The sequence below is a fragment of the Janthinobacterium sp. GW822-FHT07A03 genome (genome assembly GCF_058798815.1).
The window spans coordinates 549,558-570,994 of sequence record NZ_JBXAKW010000004.1; the positions used below are offsets into that span (position 1 = coordinate 549,558).

General features: G+C 60.2%; 14 protein-coding genes and 1 pseudogene. 8 read left to right on the forward strand and 7 right to left on the reverse strand.

From position 1 onward, the window contains the following. Window positions 1-96 precede the first annotated feature (96 nt). Window positions 97-936, reverse strand: coding sequence for a xanthosine phosphorylase (xapA, locus tag AC1RJW_RS14750; RefSeq protein ID WP_493045562.1), 840 nt, complete (start codon window positions 934-936; stop codon window positions 97-99). Between the two features lie 400 nt (window positions 937-1,336). Between xapA and AC1RJW_RS14755 the strand changes: the two genes are divergently transcribed. From AC1RJW_RS14755 to AC1RJW_RS14785, 7 genes are all read left to right on the forward strand, one after another. Beyond that, on the forward strand, window positions 1,337-2,494 hold the full coding sequence (locus tag AC1RJW_RS14755) for a carbohydrate kinase (protein ID WP_493045563.1): 1,158 nt from the start codon (window positions 1,337-1,339) through the stop codon (window positions 2,492-2,494). 12 nt (window positions 2,495-2,506) lie between these two features. Continuing rightward, complete coding sequence (locus tag AC1RJW_RS14760; protein WP_436499157.1) at window positions 2,507-3,427, forward strand: pseudouridine-5'-phosphate glycosidase; 921 nt, start codon at window positions 2,507-2,509, stop codon at window positions 3,425-3,427. A 78-nt stretch (window positions 3,428-3,505) separates the two neighbouring features. Continuing rightward, window positions 3,506-4,408, forward strand: coding sequence for a LysR family transcriptional regulator (locus AC1RJW_RS14765; RefSeq protein WP_493045564.1), 903 nt, complete (start codon window positions 3,506-3,508; stop codon window positions 4,406-4,408). Window positions 4,409-4,911: 503 nt separating this feature from the next. Beyond that, window positions 4,912-5,907, forward strand: a complete 996-nt coding sequence (locus tag AC1RJW_RS14770) for a BMP family lipoprotein (protein WP_493045565.1) — start codon at window positions 4,912-4,914, stop codon at window positions 5,905-5,907. An 81-nt stretch (window positions 5,908-5,988) separates the two neighbouring features. After that, entirely contained in the window at window positions 5,989-7,518 is a 1,530-nt protein-coding gene (locus AC1RJW_RS14775; protein ID WP_493045566.1) for an ABC transporter ATP-binding protein, read from the forward strand. Then, a complete protein-coding gene (locus AC1RJW_RS14780) occupies window positions 7,515-8,594 on the forward strand; it encodes an ABC transporter permease (RefSeq protein ID WP_034754518.1) in 1,080 nt (359 codons plus the stop codon). The genes AC1RJW_RS14775 and AC1RJW_RS14780 overlap by 4 nt, the downstream gene beginning before the upstream one ends. Before the next feature lie 4 nt (window positions 8,595-8,598). Then, on the forward strand, window positions 8,599-9,570 hold the full coding sequence (locus AC1RJW_RS14785; RefSeq protein WP_493045567.1) for an ABC transporter permease: 972 nt from the start codon (window positions 8,599-8,601) through the stop codon (window positions 9,568-9,570). Window positions 9,571-10,083: 513 nt separating this feature from the next. On the opposite strand, the pseudogene AC1RJW_RS14790 reads toward AC1RJW_RS14785, so the two are convergent. Continuing rightward, a pseudogene (locus AC1RJW_RS14790) lies at window positions 10,084-10,668 on the reverse strand (NUDIX domain-containing protein); the annotation flags it as partial. A gap of 95 nt (window positions 10,669-10,763) precedes the next feature. Here AC1RJW_RS14790 and AC1RJW_RS14795 point away from each other — a divergent pair. Next, complete coding sequence (locus tag AC1RJW_RS14795) at window positions 10,764-11,528, forward strand: DeoR/GlpR family DNA-binding transcription regulator (RefSeq protein WP_493045568.1); 765 nt, start codon at window positions 10,764-10,766, stop codon at window positions 11,526-11,528. 33 nt (window positions 11,529-11,561) lie between these two features. On the opposite strand, the gene AC1RJW_RS14800 is transcribed toward AC1RJW_RS14795, so the two are convergent. The 5 genes from AC1RJW_RS14800 to AC1RJW_RS14820 all read right to left on the reverse strand — a co-directional run bounded on the left by AC1RJW_RS14800 (window position 11,562) and on the right by AC1RJW_RS14820 (window position 21,411). Next, on the reverse strand, window positions 11,562-12,632 hold the full coding sequence (locus AC1RJW_RS14800) for a S1/P1 nuclease (RefSeq protein ID WP_493045569.1): 1,071 nt from the start codon (window positions 12,630-12,632) through the stop codon (window positions 11,562-11,564). Window position 12,633: 1 nt separating this feature from the next. Next, complete coding sequence (locus tag AC1RJW_RS14805) at window positions 12,634-13,863, reverse strand: phospholipase D-like domain-containing protein (protein ID WP_493045570.1); 1,230 nt, start codon at window positions 13,861-13,863, stop codon at window positions 12,634-12,636. Between the two features lie 18 nt (window positions 13,864-13,881). Then, complete coding sequence (locus AC1RJW_RS14810) at window positions 13,882-15,591, reverse strand: bifunctional metallophosphatase/5'-nucleotidase (protein ID WP_493045571.1); 1,710 nt, start codon at window positions 15,589-15,591, stop codon at window positions 13,882-13,884. Between the two features lie 114 nt (window positions 15,592-15,705). Further along, window positions 15,706-19,116: a TonB-dependent receptor gene (locus AC1RJW_RS14815; RefSeq protein WP_493045572.1), complete on the reverse strand. Its 3,411-nt coding sequence runs from the start codon at window positions 19,114-19,116 to the stop codon at window positions 15,706-15,708. 792 nt (window positions 19,117-19,908) lie between these two features. Beyond that, window positions 19,909-21,411: an adenosine deaminase family protein gene (locus tag AC1RJW_RS14820; RefSeq protein WP_493045573.1), complete on the reverse strand. Its 1,503-nt coding sequence runs from the start codon at window positions 21,409-21,411 to the stop codon at window positions 19,909-19,911. Between the last annotated feature and the right edge of the window lie 26 nt (window positions 21,412-21,437).

Sequence of the window (21,437 nt, forward strand, 5' to 3'; positions counted from 1 at the left end):
ATGCAAAGATGATGCGGACAGTGTAGGCCGGATTTTCCCGGCCTGCCGCGCGGCAGCGCCGGTGGCCGGCGCGCCGCTACTGCGTAAAAAAAGTGCTTAGGCTTGCGGTTTGGTCGCTACGGTCGCCAGGAATGCCAGGATCAGCTTGACCAGGTCTTTCGCGCCGATGGCCGCGTATTTCAGGGTCTGCTCGTGCGACAGGGCGAATGGCGACATGCCTTCGGCCAGGTTGGTGATGACGGACACGCCCACCACTTTCAGGTCGCAATGACGGGCCGAGACCACTTCCGGCACCACGGACATGCCGACCGTGTCGGCGCCCAGGCGGGCCATCATGCGGATTTCGGCGGCCGTCTCGAAGTTCGGGCCAGGGTAGGCGACGAACACGCCTTCGTGCAGGGTGATGCCGCTGGCGGCTGCCGTGTCCTTGACCAAGTTGCGCAGATCCGCATCGTAGGCGTTGGCCATGCTGAAGAAGCGCGGGCCGAAGCGGTCGTCGTTCGGGCCAACCATCGGCGTGCCTGGCAGCAGGTTGATATGGTCGCTGATGGCGACCAGGCTGCCGGCGTCCACTTCAGGACGCAGGGAACCGGCGGCGTTGGTGACGAACAGCATTTCGCAGCCCAGCAGTTTCAAGGTGCGGATGGCGCTCGTCATCACGCCCATGCCATAGCCTTCATAGAAGTGGCCACGGCCCTTCATGCAGACGACGGCGACGCCCGACAGGGTACCGACCACCAGTTCGCCGGCATGGCCGTGCACGGTGCTGATCGGGAAACCCGGCAATTCGTCAAAGCTGATGCTGACGGCGTCCGTCATCTGCTCGGCCAACACGCCCAGGCCGGAGCCGAGGATCATCGCCACGCGCGGCTTGAAATTTTCAGGAGCGCGGGCACGGATGATTTCGGCGGCGTGGAAAGGGGCGTTGTTCGACATGGTTATCCTCTGATTGACTAATGATGATTGGTTGCTGCCTGCGCGGCCGCGCCCGGTGAGGGACTGCGGCCCAGGTATCGGGTATGTATGGTGTTACAGGTATATCGAAATGCGTATTGTCTCTATTTGCCGCCACTATGCATCAAACGGAATATGTATGGCAAATACCATTTTTCTTACCAATTTATACAATTTAAATATAAATGGCCGACATTATAGTCCAGGCAAGCGGTCACCCGCCAGCGGCGGCCACGCCCCGGCAATCGCCGGGAAATGCATGCATACAAGCTCCATACGAACGCTTTTCGCACCCGCTTGACACGAACTTGACACACGCTTGACACCAATCAGACAAATGTTTACAGTTCCGGACAAATGTTTAAACCTTCAGCGAAAACTTGTGACCGATACCAATAAAAAAGACCAGCTGTACACGCTGATCCGCAACAACCCCTTCATCTCGCAGCAAGACCTGGCGAGCGAGCTGGGCTTGTCGCGCTCGGCCGTCGCCGGCCACATCGCCGGATTGATCCGCGAGCGGCGCCTGCTGGGACGCGCCTACGTGCTGCCCGACAGCCGCCCCGTGCTGTGCATCGGTGCCGCCAACCTCGACCGCAAGATGCGCACCCTGGCGACCCTGCAGATGGGCACCTCGAACCCCGTGCGTTCGGAAGAAGTGTTTGGCGGCGTGGGCCGCAACATCGCGGAAAACCTGGCCCGATTGTCGATTCCCGTCGCCTTGCTGACGGCGCTGGGCGACGATGCGGCCGGCCACGCGCTGCAGACGCACGCGGAAGACGCGGGCATCGACATGCGCGGCAGCCTGCATTTGAGCAATACCAGCAGCGGCACCTACACGGCCGTGCTCGACGAACATGGCGAAATGCTGCTGGCGATGGCCAACATGCAGTTGTACGAACAGCTGACACCGGCCTTTTTGCACAGCCGCCAGCCGCAGCGCGCCGCCGCCGCCCTCACCGTCTGCGACCTGAACCTGGGCCACGACAGCGTGCAGGCGCTGCTGGCCGATGCGCGCCAGGATGCGGCCCGCGCGACGCCGCTCGTCATCGTCGCCGTCTCGCAGCCGAAGATGGCGCACCTGCCGCAAGACCTGACGGGCTTGCATCTGCTGATCCTCAACCGGGGCGAGCTGGAAACGCGCGTGGCGCGAGCCTTGCCCACGGCATTCGAGGTGCGCGCCGCCTGCCGTGAAGTGCAGCGCCAGGGCGCGCGCCAGGTGATCGTCACCTGCGGCGGCGAAGGCGTGTACTTCACGGATGGCGACAATCTTGATGCGCCCATCGTCCACCTGGCCGCACGCGAAGTGGACGCCGTCGACGTGACGGGCGCCGGCGACGCGTTTTCCGCCGCCGTCTGCTGGTCGCTGTACCACGACAGCGGCGACCTGAAACTGGCTTGCCGGCGCGGCTTGAAGCTGGCGGCCATGACCCTGGAATCGGCTGCCACCGTCTCGCCCCGGATTTCGGCCGGCGCCCTCGACGACATCGACGACGCCGACCTGGCGCCCCCTCCCCCTACCCTCTTTCAACAGGATTGACCCATGACGCAACTGCATAATTTCCTCTCGTTCTCGCAAGAAGTCCTCGACGCGCGCGCCGCCGGCAAGGCCATCGTGGCGCTGGAATCGACCATCATTTCGCACGGCATGCCGTATCCGCAAAACGTGGAAATGGCGCGCGAAGTGGAACAGATCATCCGCGACGGCGGCGCCGTGCCGGCCACCATCGCCATCATCGGCGGCAAGATCTGCGTGGGCCTGTCGCCGGAACAGCTGGAATTGCTGGGCACCTCGCCCGACGCCATGAAGGTCAGCCGCCGCGACCTGCCGTTCGTCCTGTCGCAGGGCAAGCTGGGCGCCACCACCGTGGCCGCCACCATGATCTGCGCGGAACTGGCCGGCATTGCCGTGTTCGTCACGGGCGGCATCGGCGGCGTGCACCGCGGCGCGGAAACCAGCTTCGACATTTCGGCCGACCTGCAGGAATTGGCGCACACGTCCGTGGCCGTCGTCTGCGCCGGCGTCAAATCCATCCTCGACATCGGCCTGACCCTGGAATACCTGGAAACCCATGGCGTGCCCGTCATCAGCGTGGGCCAGGAAGGTTTCCCCGCCTTCTTTACGCGAGAAAGCGGCTTCAAGGCCGATTTCCGCCTCGACACGGCCGCCGAGCAGGCTGCCTTCATCGGCACCAAGTGGCAGCTGGGCTTGAAAGGCGGCGTGATCGTCAGCAATCCCGTACCGGCCGCGCAAGCGATGCCAAAGGAAGAAATCGATGCGATCACCACGCAAGCCTTGCAGGAAGCGGACGCGGGCGGCGTGAAGGGCAAGCAAGTTACGCCATTCCTGTTGTCGCGCATCAAGCAGCTGACGGATGGCCGCAGCCTGGCGACGAATATCGCCCTGGTCAAGCACAATGCGCAGGTCGGCACCGCGCTGGCCATTGCCATGCAGGCGGTCGTGGCACGATAATAGGACTGCTGTAAAAAAGCGCGCGGCCTTCAGGCTCGCGCGCCGTTCCCGTTTAGTATCAGGTAATGCAAGGAAAGCATGTCCATCGATCTGAAACAGTTAAAGTATTTTCTTGCCGTTGCCGAGGAGAAAAGCTTCAGCCGCGCCGCCGAGCGCCTGCATATCTCGCAGCCGCCCCTGAGCCAGCAGATCATGAAACTGGAAAGCGAACTGGGCGTGCGCCTGTTTGCGCGCACCACGCGCACGTTCGAGCTGACCGTGGCGGGCAAGGCGCTGATGAACGAGGCGGCCGACCTGCTGGCCAAGATGCGCATGACCATCGACACCATCCGCCAGATCGACCGCGGCGAAGTGGGCCGCTTGCGCGTGGGCATCGTCGGCTCGGCCATGTGGGGCCCCATCCCCAGCCTGCTGGAAGAATTCCAGACCAAATTCCCCCGCGTCACCTGGACCATCCATGAATTCGGTCCCACGGTGCAATACGAAGCCTTGCGTGCCAAGCAGATCGACGTGGGTTTCTGGCGCGAACCGAAACTCAACGACGACGACTTGCGCCACGACAACCTGCGCCAGGAACTGTGCTTCCGCGAAAACGTCTGCGTGGCCGTCAATGAACACCACCCGCTGGCAAAAAACACGGCCATCGAGCTGATCGACATCGCCCACGAGCCGATGCTCACCCTCAACCTCGACAAATCCGCGTTCCCCCGCTACCTGGTGCAATGCTGCATCAACGCCGGTTTCGAACCCGTGATCTTCCAGGAAGCGAGCGAACCGCAAACCCTGCTGGCCATGGTGGGCGCGGGCCTGGGCGTAACCCTGGTGCCGGAAACGACGAGCCGTATCGGCTGGCCCGGCGTCGTATTTCTACCGATCAAGACCAATCCCCCGTCGGCCAACCTGTACATCAGCTACACCACGCTCGACGACGCTCCCGTCGTGCGGGCTTTCCTGAACATCATCAATCCCCCATCAGCCTGAGAACGCGAACAAAACCTGCTGCGCGTCGCGGGTCGCGGCCTCCGATGCTCACTGTGCATTCGCACAGCTCCGCTTCTCGACCACAACTCACTGCCGCTCGCTACGGTTTTGTTATGCGTTCTTAAAACCCATTTATATGTACTGCATATAAATACATAAACAAAAACGTATTTGTCATACATATCTGGCATGATGCATAGTGATTCGGACGCCCATCGCGGCGCCGGTCCCGTGCTTGCCCTGCCCGTCCACTGACGGCGCATCCCAGCCCGCTCCGGCAGCCCCATTCGATGTTGTACCTATAAAAGAGACGGGGCGCGACTGTTGCATGAGCATCACACTGATGACATAAAAGCACACGAGGCCAGCAATGATCTTGTGCAATACAGTGCAATGTTGATAAGGAATCATCACCTCGTGCATCAAAAACAGGCTAAATCGGCCCCAAATTATATGTTTCACCTATAAAAAATATACAATATCGATCTTCCAGGAGCCAATTCATGAAACTTACACAATTTAGTTTGACGATCGCAGCCGTATTTCTGACTGCTCAAGCGTCCGCGGCTACCCCAAAACTGGGTGTCGTGTATGACGCGGGCGGCAAGTTCGACAAGTCGTTCAACCAATCCGCTTTCGAAGGCGCATCGCGCTTCAAAAAAGACACGGGCATTTCCTTCATCGAAGTGCAGGCATCGAGCGATACGCAAGCCGAGCAAGTCATGCGTGGCCTGGCCCGCAAGAAACTCGACATGATCGCCGCCATCGGCTTTGCGCAAACGCAAGCCGTGCAAAAGGTCGCCAAGGAATTCCCGAACGTGAAATTCGTGCTGATCGACGGCCAGGCCTCCGGCAGCAACGTCAATTCCGTCGTCTTCAAGGAAGAAGAAGGCTCCTATCTGGTGGGCGTGGCTGCAGCCATGGCCAGCAAGAGCAAGAAGGTCGGCTTCATCGGCGGCATCGATATTCCCCTGATCCGCAACTTCGCCTGCGGCTACGCGCAAGGCGTCAAGGCCGTGAATGCCAAAGCGGAAATCACGCAAAACATGGTCGGCACCACCTCCGGCGCCTGGAATGACCCGGCCAAGGGTGGCGAACTGGCCCGCTCGCAATTCGAGCGCGGCGTCGATGTCGTCTTCGCCGTCGCTGGCGGCAGCGGCATGGGCACCTTGCAAATGGCCAAGGAAAAAGGCAAGCTGGCCATCGGCGTCGATTCGAACCAGAACCATTTGTATCCAGGCAGCATCCTGACCTCGATGGTCAAGCGCGTCGATAACACCGTCTACGACAGCTTCATGGAAGTCAAGAACGGCACCTGGAAAGGTGGCGTCAGCTATAAAGGCTTGAAAGAAGGCGGCGTGGATTGGGCGCTCGACGCGAACAACCGCAAGCTGATCACGCCGGAAATCGAAAAACGCGTGTTGGGTGCGCGTAAGGACATTATCGATGGCAAGATCAAAGTGATCGATTACCGCGTCGGCAGCAGCTGCCCGGTTTAATTTTTCTCCGTATCTTTTAGCGCGCCGCCGGGGCCTGTCTCCGCGCGGCGCGTTTCCATGAAACTATCCAGTTATGAACCTATGCAGCCAGCAGTAGAATTTCGCAACATTTCCAAGCAGTTTGGACATGTGAAGGCGAACGCCGACGTCAGCTTCTCCATCGCCAAGGGTAGTATCCACGGCCTGGTGGGAGAGAACGGCGCCGGCAAATCGACCTTGATGAGCATCCTGTACGGGTATTACCGTGCCGACGGCGGAGAAATCTTGCTCGACGGTAAAGTACAGCCTATCCGCAACAGCCAGGAAGCGATCAACCTCGGCATCGGCATGGTGCACCAGCACTTCATGCTGGTCGAGAACTTCACCGTCCTCGACAATATCATGCTGGGCACGGAAGGCGGTTTTCGCCTGGCCAGTCACCGCACGGAAGCGGAAGCGAAATTGCGCGAGATTTGCGCGCGCTACCGCCTCGACGTCGACCCGCTGGCGAAGATCGAAGACTTGTCCGTCGGCGCGCAGCAGCGCGTGGAAATCCTCAAGCAGATTTACCGCAGCGCCAACATCCTGATCCTCGACGAGCCGACGGCCGTGCTGACGGCGCAGGAAACGGCCTCGCTGTTTGAAATCCTGCGCCTGTTCAAGGAACAAGGCAAGACCATCATCTTGATCACGCACAAACTGCAAGAGATCCTGGAAATCACCGACAACGTCACCGTCATGCGCGGCGGCACGGTGGTGGGCGCCGTGGCGACCGCCGGCACCTCGAAAGAGGAGCTGGCCAACATGATGGTCGGCCGCCCCATCCAGAGCCACCTGCCCCGCGCACCGTACAATCCGGGCGCCACGGTGCTGGAAGTCGACGGCTTGCAACTGGCTGACGAGCAGCAAGTCAAATTGCTGGCCGACATAGGCTTCAACTTGCGCGCCGGCGAAATCGTCGCCATCGCGGGCGTTTCCGGCAATGGCCAGAGCGAGCTGCTGGAAATCCTGTCGGGCATGCGCTTGCCGACGTCCGGTACGCTGCGCTTCCTGGACAAGGACTTGCCGTTTGCCAAGCGCCACGATGCCGATGGCTTGCCGCTGGCCTTCCGCGAGCTGGGCATCGCCCACATTCCGGAAGACCGGCTGCGCGATGGCGTGGTGAAAAATTTTTCCGTCATGCAAAACACCATCCTCGGTTACCAGGACCACCTGAAAAACCGCTGGGGCCTGTTCAACTTCAAGGCCATCGGCGCCCGCTGCGCGGAACTGCTGAAAACCTTCGACGTGCGCCCGGCCAATCCGGACCTGCGCATCGGCTTGTTGTCGGGCGGCAACCAGCAAAAGGTGGTGATCGCGCGCGAAGTGCTGGCCAAGCCGAAACTGATGCTGGTGGGGCAACCCACGCGCGGCGTCGATATCGGCACCATCGAAAGCATCCATACGCAATTGCTGGCCCTGCGCGACGCGGGCGTGGCGATCCTGCTGGTGTCCGTCGAACTGGAAGAAGTGCGGGCGCTGGCCGACCGCATTCTCGTCATGTGCGGCGGACGCATCACCGGCGAACTGAAAATTGAAGAATTCGATACCACCCGCATCGGTCTGTTGATGGGGGGAATGCATAAATCATGAATAACGACTTGCCACGCTGGGCGACAGCCTTTGTCATGCCCATGTTAAACCTGCTGTCGGCCTTGCTGGTCGCCGCCCTGGTCATCTATATGCTGGGCGAAGACCCGGCCGAATCGCTGTCCATCCTGGTCCACAGCGCCATCCTCAATCCGGAAGGCTTGAGCTACACCCTGTTCTACGCCAGCACCTTCATTTTCACGGGCCTGTCCGTTTCCGTGGCGATGCAGGCCGGGCTGTTCAATATCGGTTCCGAAGGCCAGATGTATATCGGTGGCCTGGGCTTGACGGTGGCCATGCTGGCCTTCGACCAGACCCTGCCCGCCTGGCTCTTGATTCCAGCCGCCATGATCGGCGCGGCCCTGTTCGGCGCGTTGTGGGGCTTTTTGCCCGGTTACCTGCAAGCCAAGCGCGGCAGCCACATCGTGGTCACCACCATCATGTTCAACTTCATCGCCGCCAGCCTGATGAACTTCATTATCGTGAAGTATCTGATTCCGCCGGGCGAGCAGAATACGGCCAGCCGCGTGTTTGCGGAAAGCGGCGAAATGCCGCGCCTCTCGACCTGGTTCCCGTCGCTGGGCGACACGCCGCTGAACATCAGCTTTATCCTGGCGATTGCCGCGCTGGTCATCTACGGCGTGATGGTCTGGCGTTCGTCGTGGGGCTTCAAGCTGCGCGCCACGGGCCTCAACAAGCATGCAGCCCACTATGCGGGCGTGTCGATCAGCAAGATGATCATCATCGTCATGCTGATCTCGGGCGCGCTGGCGGGCTTGGGTTCCGTCAATTCCATCATGGGTTCGACGCATTACCTGTCGCTCAACTTCGTCGGCGGCGCTGGCTTCATCGGCATTGCCATCGCCCTGATGGGCCGCCAGCATCCGGTCGGCATCTTCCTGTCGGCCGTGCTGTTCGGCGCGCTGATCCAGGGCGGTTTCGACCTGTCGCTGGAAAAACCGAATATCCCGACGGAAACTTTCATTTTCATCCAGGGCTTGATCATCCTGTTCTGCGGCGCCATGGAAAACTTCTACGCACCGGCCATTTCCGCCCTGCTCAAGCGCACCAAAGGCTAACACCATGACACTCGACGACTTTCAATTCGCCAGCATCCTGGTATCGACCGTGCGCAATGCGCCCGTCCTGATCTTTGCCGCCATGGCCGGCCTGTTTGCCGAACGCAGCGGCATGATCGACATCGGCCTGGAAGGCAAGATCCTGGCCAGCGCGTTTGCTTCCGCCGCCGTGGCCTACACGACGCAAAACCCGTATTACGGCATGGCTGCCGGCATGCTCGTCTGCGTCGCCCTGGCCCTGCTGCAGGCCTACGTCAGCATCACGCAAAAGGGCAACCAACTGGTGGCCGGCATGGCCATCAACATCGCCATGAGCGGGCTGACGTTTGTGCTGGCGCAATTCTTCTTCCAGCAAGGCGGCCGTACGCCCGACCTCGGTTCGGCGCGGCTGTTCGACGTGGTCTTGCCGGGCACGCAATATATGGAACACATCCCCTTCATCGGCTGGGTGTATGCCCATCTGATCGGCGGCCATTCCATCCTCGTCTACGTGGCCTTCCTCTTGATTCCGCTCGTGCACTGGCTGCTGTACCACACGCGCTTCGGCCTGCGCCTGCGCGCCTGCGGCGAAAATCCGCATGCGGCCGACTCGGCCGGCGTGAGCGTGGAAGCGACGCGCTACCTGGCCATGCTGGTGGCCGGCATCCTGTGTTCGTTCTCGGGCGCGTATCTGGCCATCGTGCAAAGCGGCTTCTTCCTGCGCGACATGTCGGCCGGCGCCGGCTACCTGGCCCTGACGGCCATGGTGTTCGGCAACTGGCGCCCCGTCTACACCTTCCTCGGTTGCCTGATGTTCGGCTTCTTCGCCGCCATCCAGATCCAGATTGAAGGCGTGGACTTGCCCGTCGTCGGCCGCATCCCCGGCTCCTTGATCCAGATGGTGCCATACGTCGTCACCGTGATCGTGCTGGCGGGCTTGATGGCGAAATCCATCGCGCCGAAGGCTATCGGTATCCCCTTTGTGAAATCGCGTTAAGAGCACCTGAGAAAATACCCATGGCGTCGTTGCCTTGCCTCGTCGTACATTCGTACTGCCTTCGACAAGACGCCTAGTCCTGGGCATTTTTCAGGCGCTCCTTGAAATGACAAAAAGCGAAGCCCGCAGGCTTCGCTTTTTTTACGCCTGGGCAATCTCATCCAGCGAGAAAAACACGGCCAGCCCTAGGCGGCGCGCCACGGCCACCATCTGGTCGGCCCCCTGCGAAGCGCCGCCAAGGCGCAGCACGGCATCGCAATGACTCAGTAAACGCGTCGCATGCGCGTGGAACAATTCCTCGTAGACGGCATCGCCCACCCGGCTTGAACCGGCCAGCGCCAGCATAGGCAAGGCCAGCCATTCACCGAGCACGGGCATGTGGCCCTTTTCATACAGCGGCAGGCAGACGGCTTCCATGGTGGCCACATTGCGCGCCATCAAGGCCGGATCATCGCCCGTGCCGGAGCGGTAGGGGCCGGCAACGAGAATCTGCAGCCCCCGTTTGCTTGGCATCAAGTGCAGTTGCGCATGCTGCAGCAGCATGATGGTCTTGCCGTCGCAGATGCGCCCATCGGCCACCATCTGCATGGCCTGCGCCAGGGGCAATTCCAGTACTTCGATATCTTCTCCCTCGTGCGCCAGGCCGCCGCCGTCGCCGATGCGGCTGGCCGGATCGTATTCGGCGACAAAAAAATGCAGGCGCTCCGTCACGGAACCGGGGCTCATGAAGGCCTCGAAGACCTTGTGCACGTCGCCCACTGTATAGCCCGTTTCTTCCTCCACTTCGGCGCGGATGCGCTGCTCGGCGCTGGCCTCTTCCAGCAATCCGGCCGCCGATTCGATGAGGAAACCGTCGTGGCCCTCGCGGTAGGTGGGAAAGCGGAACTGGCGGATCAAAATTACCGTGCGCTTGACCTTGTTGTACAACAGGATGGTGGCGCCATCGCCGCGGTCATAGGTTTCCCGCGTCTGCGTCTGCCACTGGCCATCGTGGCGCAGGTAATCGAACGTGGTCTTTTGCAGCAGATACCAGTCGTGCGACAGGGTCTGCACCTGCTGGATGCGGACCCGTTCCTGCTTGCTATTTTCTTCGCGCATAGTGTCTCCTTGTGTTTACATGTGCTTGCCTTCGCCGACTTTATCATGCAAACTCGTGCAATATCAAGAAAATACAAGAATACTCAAGAAAAACCATGCTCACACATCAACGCAAACAATACCTGCTGGACTTGCTCCAGCGCGAAGGCCAGATCGTCGCCAAGGCCGTCAGCGACGCTCTGGGCTTGTCGGAAGACACGATACGGCGCGACCTGCGCGAGCTGGCAAAAGAAGGGCTATTGGAACGCGTGCACGGCGGCGCCCTGCCCTTGCTGCCCCGTTCGCCCGCGCTGGCACCGTTTGCGGGGCGCGAACAACTTTCGCCGGAAGCCAAGCCCGCCATCGGCCGCGCGGCGGGCGCCATGATACAAACGGGACAAGTGGTGTTCCTCGATGGCGGCACCACCGCCGTGCAGCTGGCGCGCCAGTTGCCGCGCGACTTGCGCGCCACCATCGTCACGCACAGCCCATCGATTGCCGTCGAACTGGTGCATCACCCGTTCATCGACGTGCTGATGCTGGGCGGGCGCCTGTACAAGCACTCGATCGTGGGCGTCGGCGCGGCCACCGTGGAAGCCATCGGCCGCATCCGCGCCGACCTGTATTTCATGGGCGTGGCCAGCCTGCATCCGCAAGCGGGCATCACCACCGGCGATTACGAAGAAGCATGCGTGAAACGCGCGCTGAGCGAGGCGTCAAGCCGCACCGTCGTGCTGGCCTCGCCGGAAAAGTTCAACACGACGTCACCGTTCCAAATCGCGCCCTTGAGCCAGGTCAACGATATCATCGTGCACCGCGACGTGGAAGACGCCCTGGTCGCGCCCTTCCGCGAGATGGGAATCGCCGTCACCCTGGCATGAAAAAAGCGGCCCGCAGGCCGCTTTTCATTCATGTCACTGCGGCCAGATGGCCTGTAACAGCGAGGCCAGGTGATAGCCGCCCTCGATCAGCTGCTGCTTGGCCAGCGCCGAGCTGGGTACGGGGTAATTGTCCGGCACCGTCAAGGTCCATACGTTATAGACCTCACCCTTGCGGCTGGTCTGCTGCGTGGCCGGACCGGCCACCACATCCGTGAAAGCAATCTTGGACGCCGCCAGCGCGGCATCGGCCCACTGATACGGCCAGGTGACAGGGTCGCCGCTATTGCCGCTCACCACAGGCGCGCTGGCGATCACCGTTCTGGCGAACTGCTGCGGCGTGCGCGTGCTCAGGCGGCGCATGGCGTAATCGACGACGGTCGTGTCCCAGTAGGAATGCAGGGGCTTGGTGGGCGACTTCGGATAGCTGCTGGCAGGCTTGGTATCGCCCTCGTCCGCCGGCAGCGGTGCGGGGATCACGGCGTCCGACAGGGCCGTCATCTTCGCATCGTCGAGCAGCAAGTCGTTACCGCCGCGCGCATTGAAAACGGCGACGTCGTCAATCTGCGCCTGTGTGGCGGGCACGAAAAACTGGCCATCCTTGCCGAGAAACGCATTGCCCACATGCAGCGGCTGGTGGATATCGCCCACCAGGTGCGTGATCAAAATCAAGGCTTCGCGCTGGCTGAAGCCGTGCGGATTGCTGGCCGCATCGGCCTTGCCTTGCAACACCAGGATCGCCTGTTTCAAGGTTTGCACGATATCGTCGTCGGCCGTGCCCACGCCATGGTCGTGGTAGTGCGCGTTCTGGAATGGCACGTTCGTGTAATGGTATTCGCCATGCTTGGGGTTCGCCGCGACATAGGTCAACATTTCCGGCGATTGCGGCCCGCAATACGTGCCCTTTACGCAGTCGGGCCAGTTGGCAATCTTCTCCAGGCTTTCACCCGGCAACAGCAACTTGGCGATATGCGCCTGGGCCGCGCTGCCCTTGAGCAATTGATCGGCGATGGCGCCCACGGCGCGGTGGCCGTCGTTGCCCCAGGCGAGCGCATTGCCGGAAGCCAAAGCGGCGCCCAGCGCCAGCACACTCAGCAGTTTTTTCATGTTACTCCTTGCCTTGCGGCGTGGCTTTCGCCGGCTTCGGATACTGCTTGTTGATGTCGATCGGTTGCGCATATGCCGAGCTCCACGTCTGCTCATGCAGCGCGGCGATGCGTTGCGCCATCGGTTCGTTGCGCAGCACCACTTCCAGGTTGCGCGACAAATCGAAATAGCCGCCCGCCCAGTTGCTCGTGCCGACCCAGGCCAGCTTGCCATCGATACTCATGGTCTTGCTGTGGATCACGCGCGCGAACGGTATGAAGCCCGTCGAGGCCGTGGGAATCGTCACGATGCGGATTTCCACGTTCGGCACCAGGGCCAAACTCTTCAGGTAGGCGATGGCCGGCGCTTCCGTATTCCAGCTTGATACCATCAGCTTGATCTTCACGCCACGCTGGGCGGCCGCGCGCACGGCGTTGTCGATCACGGCGTAGTACGGCCGCGTGCGGTTCGGGCCGTACGACAGCGGCGCATAGTCGAGCAACTGGATGCGCACTTCGCTTTGCGCTTGCGCCAGCAAGGCGGGCAAGCCCGTTTCCGAGTCGCCCACGCCGGCGGGGTTGTACGCATTCGGGCTGGCCAGCAAGAACGCGTTTTGCGCGTAATTGGCGGGCACGACCTTGCTGTTGAGCACCGTAGCGCGGCTGCCTTGCGACGTCAGCGCCTGGGCTTGCCAATCCTGCTCGAAGATGGCTTGCACCTGACTCACCATGGCGGGCTCCGTGATCTTCAAGCCCGTTTCATGGATGTGCTCGAACGAGCGCCAATCGAAATTCTGGCTGCCGATGTATGCCGCCTGGCCATCGACGGCCAGGTATTTCGCGTGCACGATGCCGTTGCCCGTGATTTTATTGAAATCGATGAGGCGCAAGTCCAGGTTGGGAATCGCCTTGATCCGGGCGATGGTCGCCGCTTCCGACAGGCCCACGCCCTTCTGGTCCAGCAGGAAGCGGATCTTCACGCCGCGCTGGCCGGCAGCCGTCAGGCTGGCCAGCACTTTTTCAAAGGCCGTGCCCGGCTTGCTGACGGCATAGAATTGGGCGATGACGATCTCTTTCCTGGCAGAATCGAACAGCTCGCTCCACACGGCGACGGGTTCGCGCAAGTCGGGATTGGTCAACGTGGTTTCCACGGGCGAGGTGTGCACCAGCTCAAAGCCGGGTATCGTGAAATCAGCGTGGGCCGTGCCCGCGAACAGGCTGGAGAGAAGAACGGAAACAAATAAGCGACGCATGGTTTTTCCTTGAAGTAATTATTTGACGCGCACGATGCGGCCCGCCGCCGTGGCGCTGCCAGCCGGCTTGCCGGCGCGCGCGCGGGCGATCAGGTAATCGCTGAAGGCGTCGATGTCGCGCACGCCCGTATCCAGACGGCGCGTGCCGGCCGCCAGCACGGTAAAGCGGTCGCCGCCGCCGGCGAGGAAACTGTTGGCGGCGACACGGTATTGTTGATTATCGTCAATAGGGCTGCCATTGAGCATGATGCTGCCTGGCAGCACGCGCTGGCCCTGGGGCCGCGTGCTGTCCCAGCGATAAGTAAAACCTTCGGATACTTGCAGCAGATTGTTGTCTTCCGCTTCGGCGCCCGGCCATTGCTGCTCGAGCAAGGTGCGGATTTGCGCACCGGACAGACTGACGACGATCAGCGTATTGCCGAACGGAACAACTGCCTGGTTCTGGCCCACGTTCGTCATCAGGCCGGCGCCCGCTTCCAGGTCCTTGCGGATGCCGCCATTATTCATCAGGCCGATTTGCGCACCGGCAGCGCGCGCGCCGAACAGGGTGCTGTCGGCCACCAGGTCGCCCAGTGCGGAAGCGCCGCTGCCCTTGGTGCTGCGGCCCACGCTGGGCACGGCGATGGCGGCCACGGGACGCGACAATTCGGCCGCACTGCGCTGCTTGACCGATTCCAGGTAGGCTGCCACAGCCGGGTCTGGCTCATACATGCCTGGCAACATGACGATGTTTTGTGCGCTGGCATCGATCAGCGCATTCTTGACAGGATCGACCTTGAGCTTGATGCGCGTCAACATGTGTCCGCCCATCTGTGCTTGCGTCACCAGCCGGCCATCGACGCGGCACAGATAGCCCTGGTGCGAATGGCCGCTGATGACGAGCTGGATGGCAGGGTCGAGACGTTTCACCACGTCGACCACTTCGCCCTTCAGGTGACTGCAATCGGGCTGGTCAACGGCCTCCTTTGTCTCGCCGCCCTGGTGCAGCAGCACGACGAACACGCCCACGCCCTGCGCGCGCAGCTGCGGCAAGGTGGCGTTAATGGCGTCCGCTTCATCGCCGAATTGCAGGCCGGCAATGCCGGCGGCCGTCACCACGGACGGCGTATCTTTCAGCACGGCGCCGATCAAACCCACCTTGACGCCATGCGCCTCTTCGATGCGGTAGGCCGGCAGCAGGGACTTGCCCGTCTGCGTGTCGATCACATTGGCCGCCATATACGTATAGCTGGCGCCCTTGAAGTCGGGCGTGAACTTGCAGGCCTTGTCGGCGCGCGAGGACTCGCAGCCGCCGCGCTGCTGACGCAGTAATTCCGCCTTGCCCTGGTCAAATTCGTGGTTGCCGACGGAACTGGCCTTCATGCCCAGCATGTTCATGGCCACGATGCTCGGTTCGTCCGCCCACAGCGCCGACATGGCGGGGCTGGCGCCGACCAGGTCGCCATTGCCGACAAAGATCAGCTGCGCATCTTCGCGCCGCCACGCCGTCAGGGCGCCGGACAAGGTGTCAATGCCACCGGCCTGCACCGTCTTGCGCCCGGCGTCGGCGGCGCTCGTGTAGGTGAATTTACTACGGTCGAGGTTGCCGTGAAAGTCGTTCAGGGCAACCAGGTTCACTTCAATCGGGCCGCTCGGCGCAGCCTGTGGCGCGGAAGCGAAATTGCTGCAGCCGGACAGGCTGAGGATCAGGGCCGCGGTGGCGACCGGAGTGCGTAGGAAGTGAGCCATTCAGTTGATATGTATCAAAAAGGGGAAAGAGTAAACCATCTTGTCTATAAAAAAAACGGCTGGTGTCGCCACCAGCCGTTTTTTAGTTTGCCAAGCTACGAGGCAAGGGCGAGATTAGAACTCGTACTTGATCGTCGCTTGCAGCGCCCATTGCGATTCGCCTTTGACTTGACGCGTTTCCAGGCTTTCCACCACAGGACGGGTGTTGTACACATACTTGCCGTTTTCCATACCGGCAAAGTCAACGAAGCTGCGTACCTGGCCACCGGCGCTCTGGAAGCCCACTTCATTGATGCGGCCCCATTTGCGATTGAGCAGGTTACCGAAGTTCAGGATATCGAAGGTAATGATGCCTTTGTTACCCTTGAAGAAGCCCGGTACTTCCTGGCTCATGCGCACGTCGAAGCTGTTGGTCCATGGAGAAAAGCTCTCGTTACGGCCAATCACGCCGCCCTTGGCTTTGCGCAGGTCGCCATTCGCATTGACGACGCTCCAGAACGCTGCTTCGTTGGCAGCACGTGCCGCTGGCGTGGCGCCGGCAAACACGACCTCACCCGAACCTGGCGCTTTAGGAATGTACATCAAGTCGTTGCCGGCCAGGCCGTCACCGTTCAAGTCATTGTTGATGGTCCAGCTGTATGGCTTGCCGCTACGGCCTTCATAGAACAGACCAAAGGTGGTCTTGTATTCGCCGAAGAAACGTTTTTGCCAGTTGACGTTGGCGGTAAAGCGATCCTTGACCAGATAGTTCGAGTTGGACGCCACGTTTTCGTTCGGATTGAACACGGCACGGCCACCCCAGTTCGAGCTCGAGGTCGACGACGTCAGCGGCGATACTTCGGTGCCATCGGTGTAGGTGTACGAGGAACCCCACGACAGGCCATCACGGGTCGGGCTGCGTACCGACAGGGTCAGCACGTTCGACTCGCCCTTGTCGGTATTTTTAGCCATCAGCACCTGGCCGAAGGCGGCATTGCTGCCAGCCTTGGTCAAGGCGCTGCAATTGGCGCCGCCGATCAGGGCGCCATTTGCATTCCAACAAGCCGTATTGTAGGCGTTAGGACCATAGTACATTGGACGGCCATCGCTACCGGTTGCCGTTGGCGCGCCCATGTTCAGCTCTTCGTAGTAAATCGCGCTCTTGGTCTGGAAGCGCAGGTATTCCGCGCTGACAATCAGACCCATCCATGGCAGCTCATGTTCGATGGCCAGGTTGGCTTTCCATACCGATGGTTGCGCCAGATCCTGGCTCAGGGCATCGACCTTCATCGCCGGGATAACCGCTGGCACGCTCGTTGGCTGCTTGGTTGGATCCGGATTGAAGAAGCCATCGGTGGTCGGGCAAGTGCCGGCCGACGAGGCGCAGGTGATGTTCTGGGTTGCCATGCCGGTGTTCTGGTAAGGATTGCCCAGCCAGACGCTCATCGCCGCACCCTGGAACAAGCCGAAGCCGCCGCGAACTTGCGTCGGACGCGCCGATTCCAGCTTGTAGTTGAAGCCAAAACGTGGCTGATACAGGTTTTCGCCGTCGATGGTATGCGAGTTATCGATACCGAAACCGCCGGTCTGACGACCGTTAGGCGTGGTACGAGCGACAGTTGCCTGTGCTGCACGCGCATTGTAGATTGGCTTTTCGCCGATGCGGGTGCCGTCGATGCGCAGGCCGGCGGTCAACGTCAGCTGCTTGTTGACTTCCCAGGTATCTTGCAGGAACAGGCCAATGTTTTTCAGCGAAAACATCGCCACGGCATCGTCCAGCGTACGGCCCGCTTGTGGCACCTGATAGGTGTACGAGCTAGGACGGCCACGGCTGAAGTTTTCCAGCACGGCTGCCTGCAATTGCGCTGCCGTGGCAGTACCGCAGTTGATGGCGCCGAACGAATAGGCAAACGTGGCGCTGCTGTTAATACAGCCGAAGGTGTAGTTACCGTTGACGTTTTGCAGGAACGCATTATAGATATCGTTCTTGCTATAGTCGGTACCGAACTTGACTTCATGGTCGCCCAGCGACCAGGTACCGGCTGCGTAGAAATCTTTGGTTTTGGTGCCAAGAATGTTACGCTGACGGCTCAGTTCGGTACCAAAGTTCAGGAAGCGGTTGCCGGTAGCCAGGCTCGAAGGTGCGCCAGCTGGCAGCGCGCCGCTGAACTGCAGGCCGATTGCCGGCAGATAAGCGTTGTTGCGCGGTACGCTGTCGTAGTCGCGCGACGACACTTTGACTTCGGTCGAGAAGGTCGGGGTCCACTCGGCGGTCCATTGACCAACCAGGGTTTCCAGACTCTTGTTCTGGTCATACCAATACGAGCTCAGCGACAGACCAGTGCCGCTAAAACCGGTGTAAATCGGCTCGGACTGTTCGGTCTTGGTGTAACGCAGCATCATGCGCTGGGTGTCTGTCAGGTTCCAGTCCAGCTTGAGCAACTTTTCCGTCGCCGTGAATTCGGAACCCGCAGGAACTGCCAAAGTACCGGCAGCGATACCGTACTTGTCCTTGGCAATAGCAATCGCGCTATCGATGGCGCCTTGCGTAATGGCAACGTTGGTCTGCGCGCTGCCGACAGGGCCGAATGCTGGCGCGCCGCGCGAGCTGGTGGTTTTTTCGTAGTTAGCAAACAGGAACAGCTTGTCTTCGATCAGCGGGCCGCCCAAGGTAATACCCTTGGTGGTGTCTTTCGATTTTGGCGGTGCGTAGTACGTGTCGTCGGTGCTGTTGTAACGGTCGCCCGACATGGTGTCGTTACGGAAAGCGTAATAGACGCTGCCCTTGACCTTGTTGGTGCCCGATTTGGTCACCGCGTTGACGTTCGCGCCGGTGTAGCCTTTTTGGGTGACGTCGTAGTTGGCAACGTTAACCTGCACCGACTGGATCGCTTCGATCGAAATCGGCTGCTTGCCAGTCGCGGTACCGGACGCTTCCAGGCCGAACGTGTCGTTCACGGCCACGCCGTCAATCGTCATCGAGTTGTAGCGCGAGTTTTGACCGGCAACGGAGATTTCACCGCGCTCTTTGTCGGTTTGCGACAGGCGCGGGTCGGCGCGGGCATAATCTTGCAGGCTGCGCGAGATCGATGCCTGGGTAGCCAGTTCGGTCGGGCCGATATTGGTGCCGGCGCCCATGTTGTTGCGGTTGAAAACCTGGTTGCGGATAGCATTGGTGCTGACTTTCACCACTTGCATGTCGGCGCCCAGCGTGGCGTCGACGTTGGCCGTTTCGGCCAGGGCGATATACACGCCTTCGCGTTTTTCAACGACGCCATTCTTGGTGATGGTGATGGTGTACGGACCGCCGGCACGCAGGCCGCGTGCAACATAACGGCCTTCTGCATCAGTGGTCACGTTGCTGGCCGAACCGGACTCAACGTGAACGATATTGACTTGCGCGCCAGCTGCCGGCTTGCCGTCGGTGGCCGAGATACGGCCGCCAATGGAAGACGTAGTGTTCTGTGCAAACGATGGTGCCGCCGCCAGTGCAATAGACAGGCTGAACGCGATTTGCGTCAGCCGAAGTCGCTTGTGATTGATCATCTTTAACCCCAGAAAAGACTATTATTTTTGAAAATCCTGGATTGCCCCACCGCCCGGCTGCGCCGCACAGCAACACAAACACAAGATCTCCTCTTTACGATGCTGCAACTGTTACGCCGGCTGGACTGGCTGCGGTCCTGACAAGACCATCACAAACGCCTCTCCACACATCACAGCCCTGGCCATTCAAGCAATAACGACAGAAAACGATGTTTCCTGGCCGTACAACACAGCGCGCTAGCATCTGTGTCATTCACCCGACATGCTGAGCCGGCCAACATGGCAAGCCGCGAGTGTAATTGTTAAATATTTCAAGGCTGTGACACGGCGGCAAAATGCAGAGGAATGTCGTCATTTAGCTGCGCGACTGTTTGTTTCACTCTGCATCTCACCTTTATTTACTGCAAATACCCATCTTCATACGATATCGCCCAGATGAATTGTGACTTTTTAATATCACCCTCATCCCACTATGCATCATCAAAAAATGGATGACAAATACGTTTTTTTTTACATATTTATATATTTAAAATATAAATAGCATGGGGTAACTAGCTGGATTGATATCGTGCTGACAGTGTTCGGGCTTATGGCGCGAGATTATAAATGAGCAATATGTACTTGAAATTGATTCATCCAGGAAATTGGATAAAGTCGTGTATCTGCCGTTAATTGTGTCGCATGGCCGCCACAAAATTAACAGAACAACATTGCGGGGATTCGAGGGGAGAAATGAAAAACGGCCGGAAGATCCGGCCGCCCTGAGAGTATCAGTTGTGAACGTCGCGCAACTTACGGTTTGCTGCTCTTGCCTGCATTGTCGGCAGCGGCAATTTGCGCTTCAAAACGGGTAAAACGGGCATCGAGCGCTTTCAGCAAACGTTGCTTGTCCGCTTCCGCCAGGAAGGAATAGCGCAAGCTGTTGTAGGACAGCTTTTTGATTTCCGCATAATCGGTCTTGTACTGGCTGGCAAACAGCACATATTCATTCGACAGGGTATTGCGCGACACGCCCGCGTCATCCGTGGAAATCACGAAGGGCACGCCATATTTGCGGTACAGGGTGACCGGATGGGCCTGGCCCTTGATGCCGAGGATGTAATCGTTGCTGGTCAGGTTCACTTCCACGGGGATGCCCCGTTCGCGCATCTTGTGCATGGTCGCCAGCGCATTGTGCTCGTAAGCGATATCCATGCCATGGCCAATCCGGTCGGCGCCGGCCACGTCGACGGCTTCGGCGATATGGAACGCCATGCCTTCCGGCGGCACCATGCCCAGCGCCAGCTCGCCCGCGTGCAGGGCGATCTTGACGTTCGGATATTTCGTCTTGAGGAACTTGAACATTTCCATGTGCAGGCTGTAATCGCGCATGGACACGTTCACGCTCTCCTGGCCCACGATGTTCACGCCCACCACCAGCGGATTCAGGCTGGCCGCCTTGAACGCGGCCACCATCGAGGAGAACACTTGCGATGGCGACAGGAAACGCAGCACATACGCCTGGTAGCGCATGGTGAAGTTTGCATCGTCGATGCCGGCGCTGCTGGCGTTCACATTGTCGTTATACGCGGTAATGCTTTTCTGGAAGCTGGCGTCCTGCTCCAGGCTGGCTGTCCAGTTGCCCAGCACGGCTTGCAACGCTGCCGGCGGCAAGCCCGGCGCCAGCACTTGCTGGTCGAACTGGGTGTTTTGCACGAAGGGCGACAGTTCGAAAATCGTCTCGATGTAGCTGAGGTTTTCCGCGATGGCGCGCTGCTTCAGGGTTTTCAGGCCATCCGCCGTATTCGTCGATGCCACGGGACCGAAGTAGCCAAAGGTATCAAAGAAGGTACGGTCCGGTGGCGTCTGGACGGCGCCGTGGTTATAAAAATCCTTGGTCGACCAGCGCTGCAGCAACTCCGCATACAGGCCCGCGTCGGCAAACACTTCCGTGGACGACAGGCAGCTGCGCTGTCCGGCCGGCTTGGCGCGCTCGGCCGCCACGACGTCCTTGTTGCTTTCGATGCGGTAGGTCGTCTTGTTGACGCAATAGTTTTCCTTGTCGACCCAGTCGAGGAATTGCTCGGCGTAAATGGCGCCCGAATAATGGTGATGCAGATCACCGCCCTTGGGCATCATGGAAAAGAACAGGTTCAACTCGGAGGTCTTCGGCTGCGCACCGGCAACCAGGGCGGCAAAATGGCGCGCGGTGGCCGCTTCATTCGAAGACGGGGTGGCCACCGCCTTGGCGGCCTGCGCCGTTCCGGTCAGTGCCAGCGCGGCGCCAAGCGCCAGGCCAGTGAGTTTCTTGTGCATTCGCATTCTCGCTCAGGATAATTCGT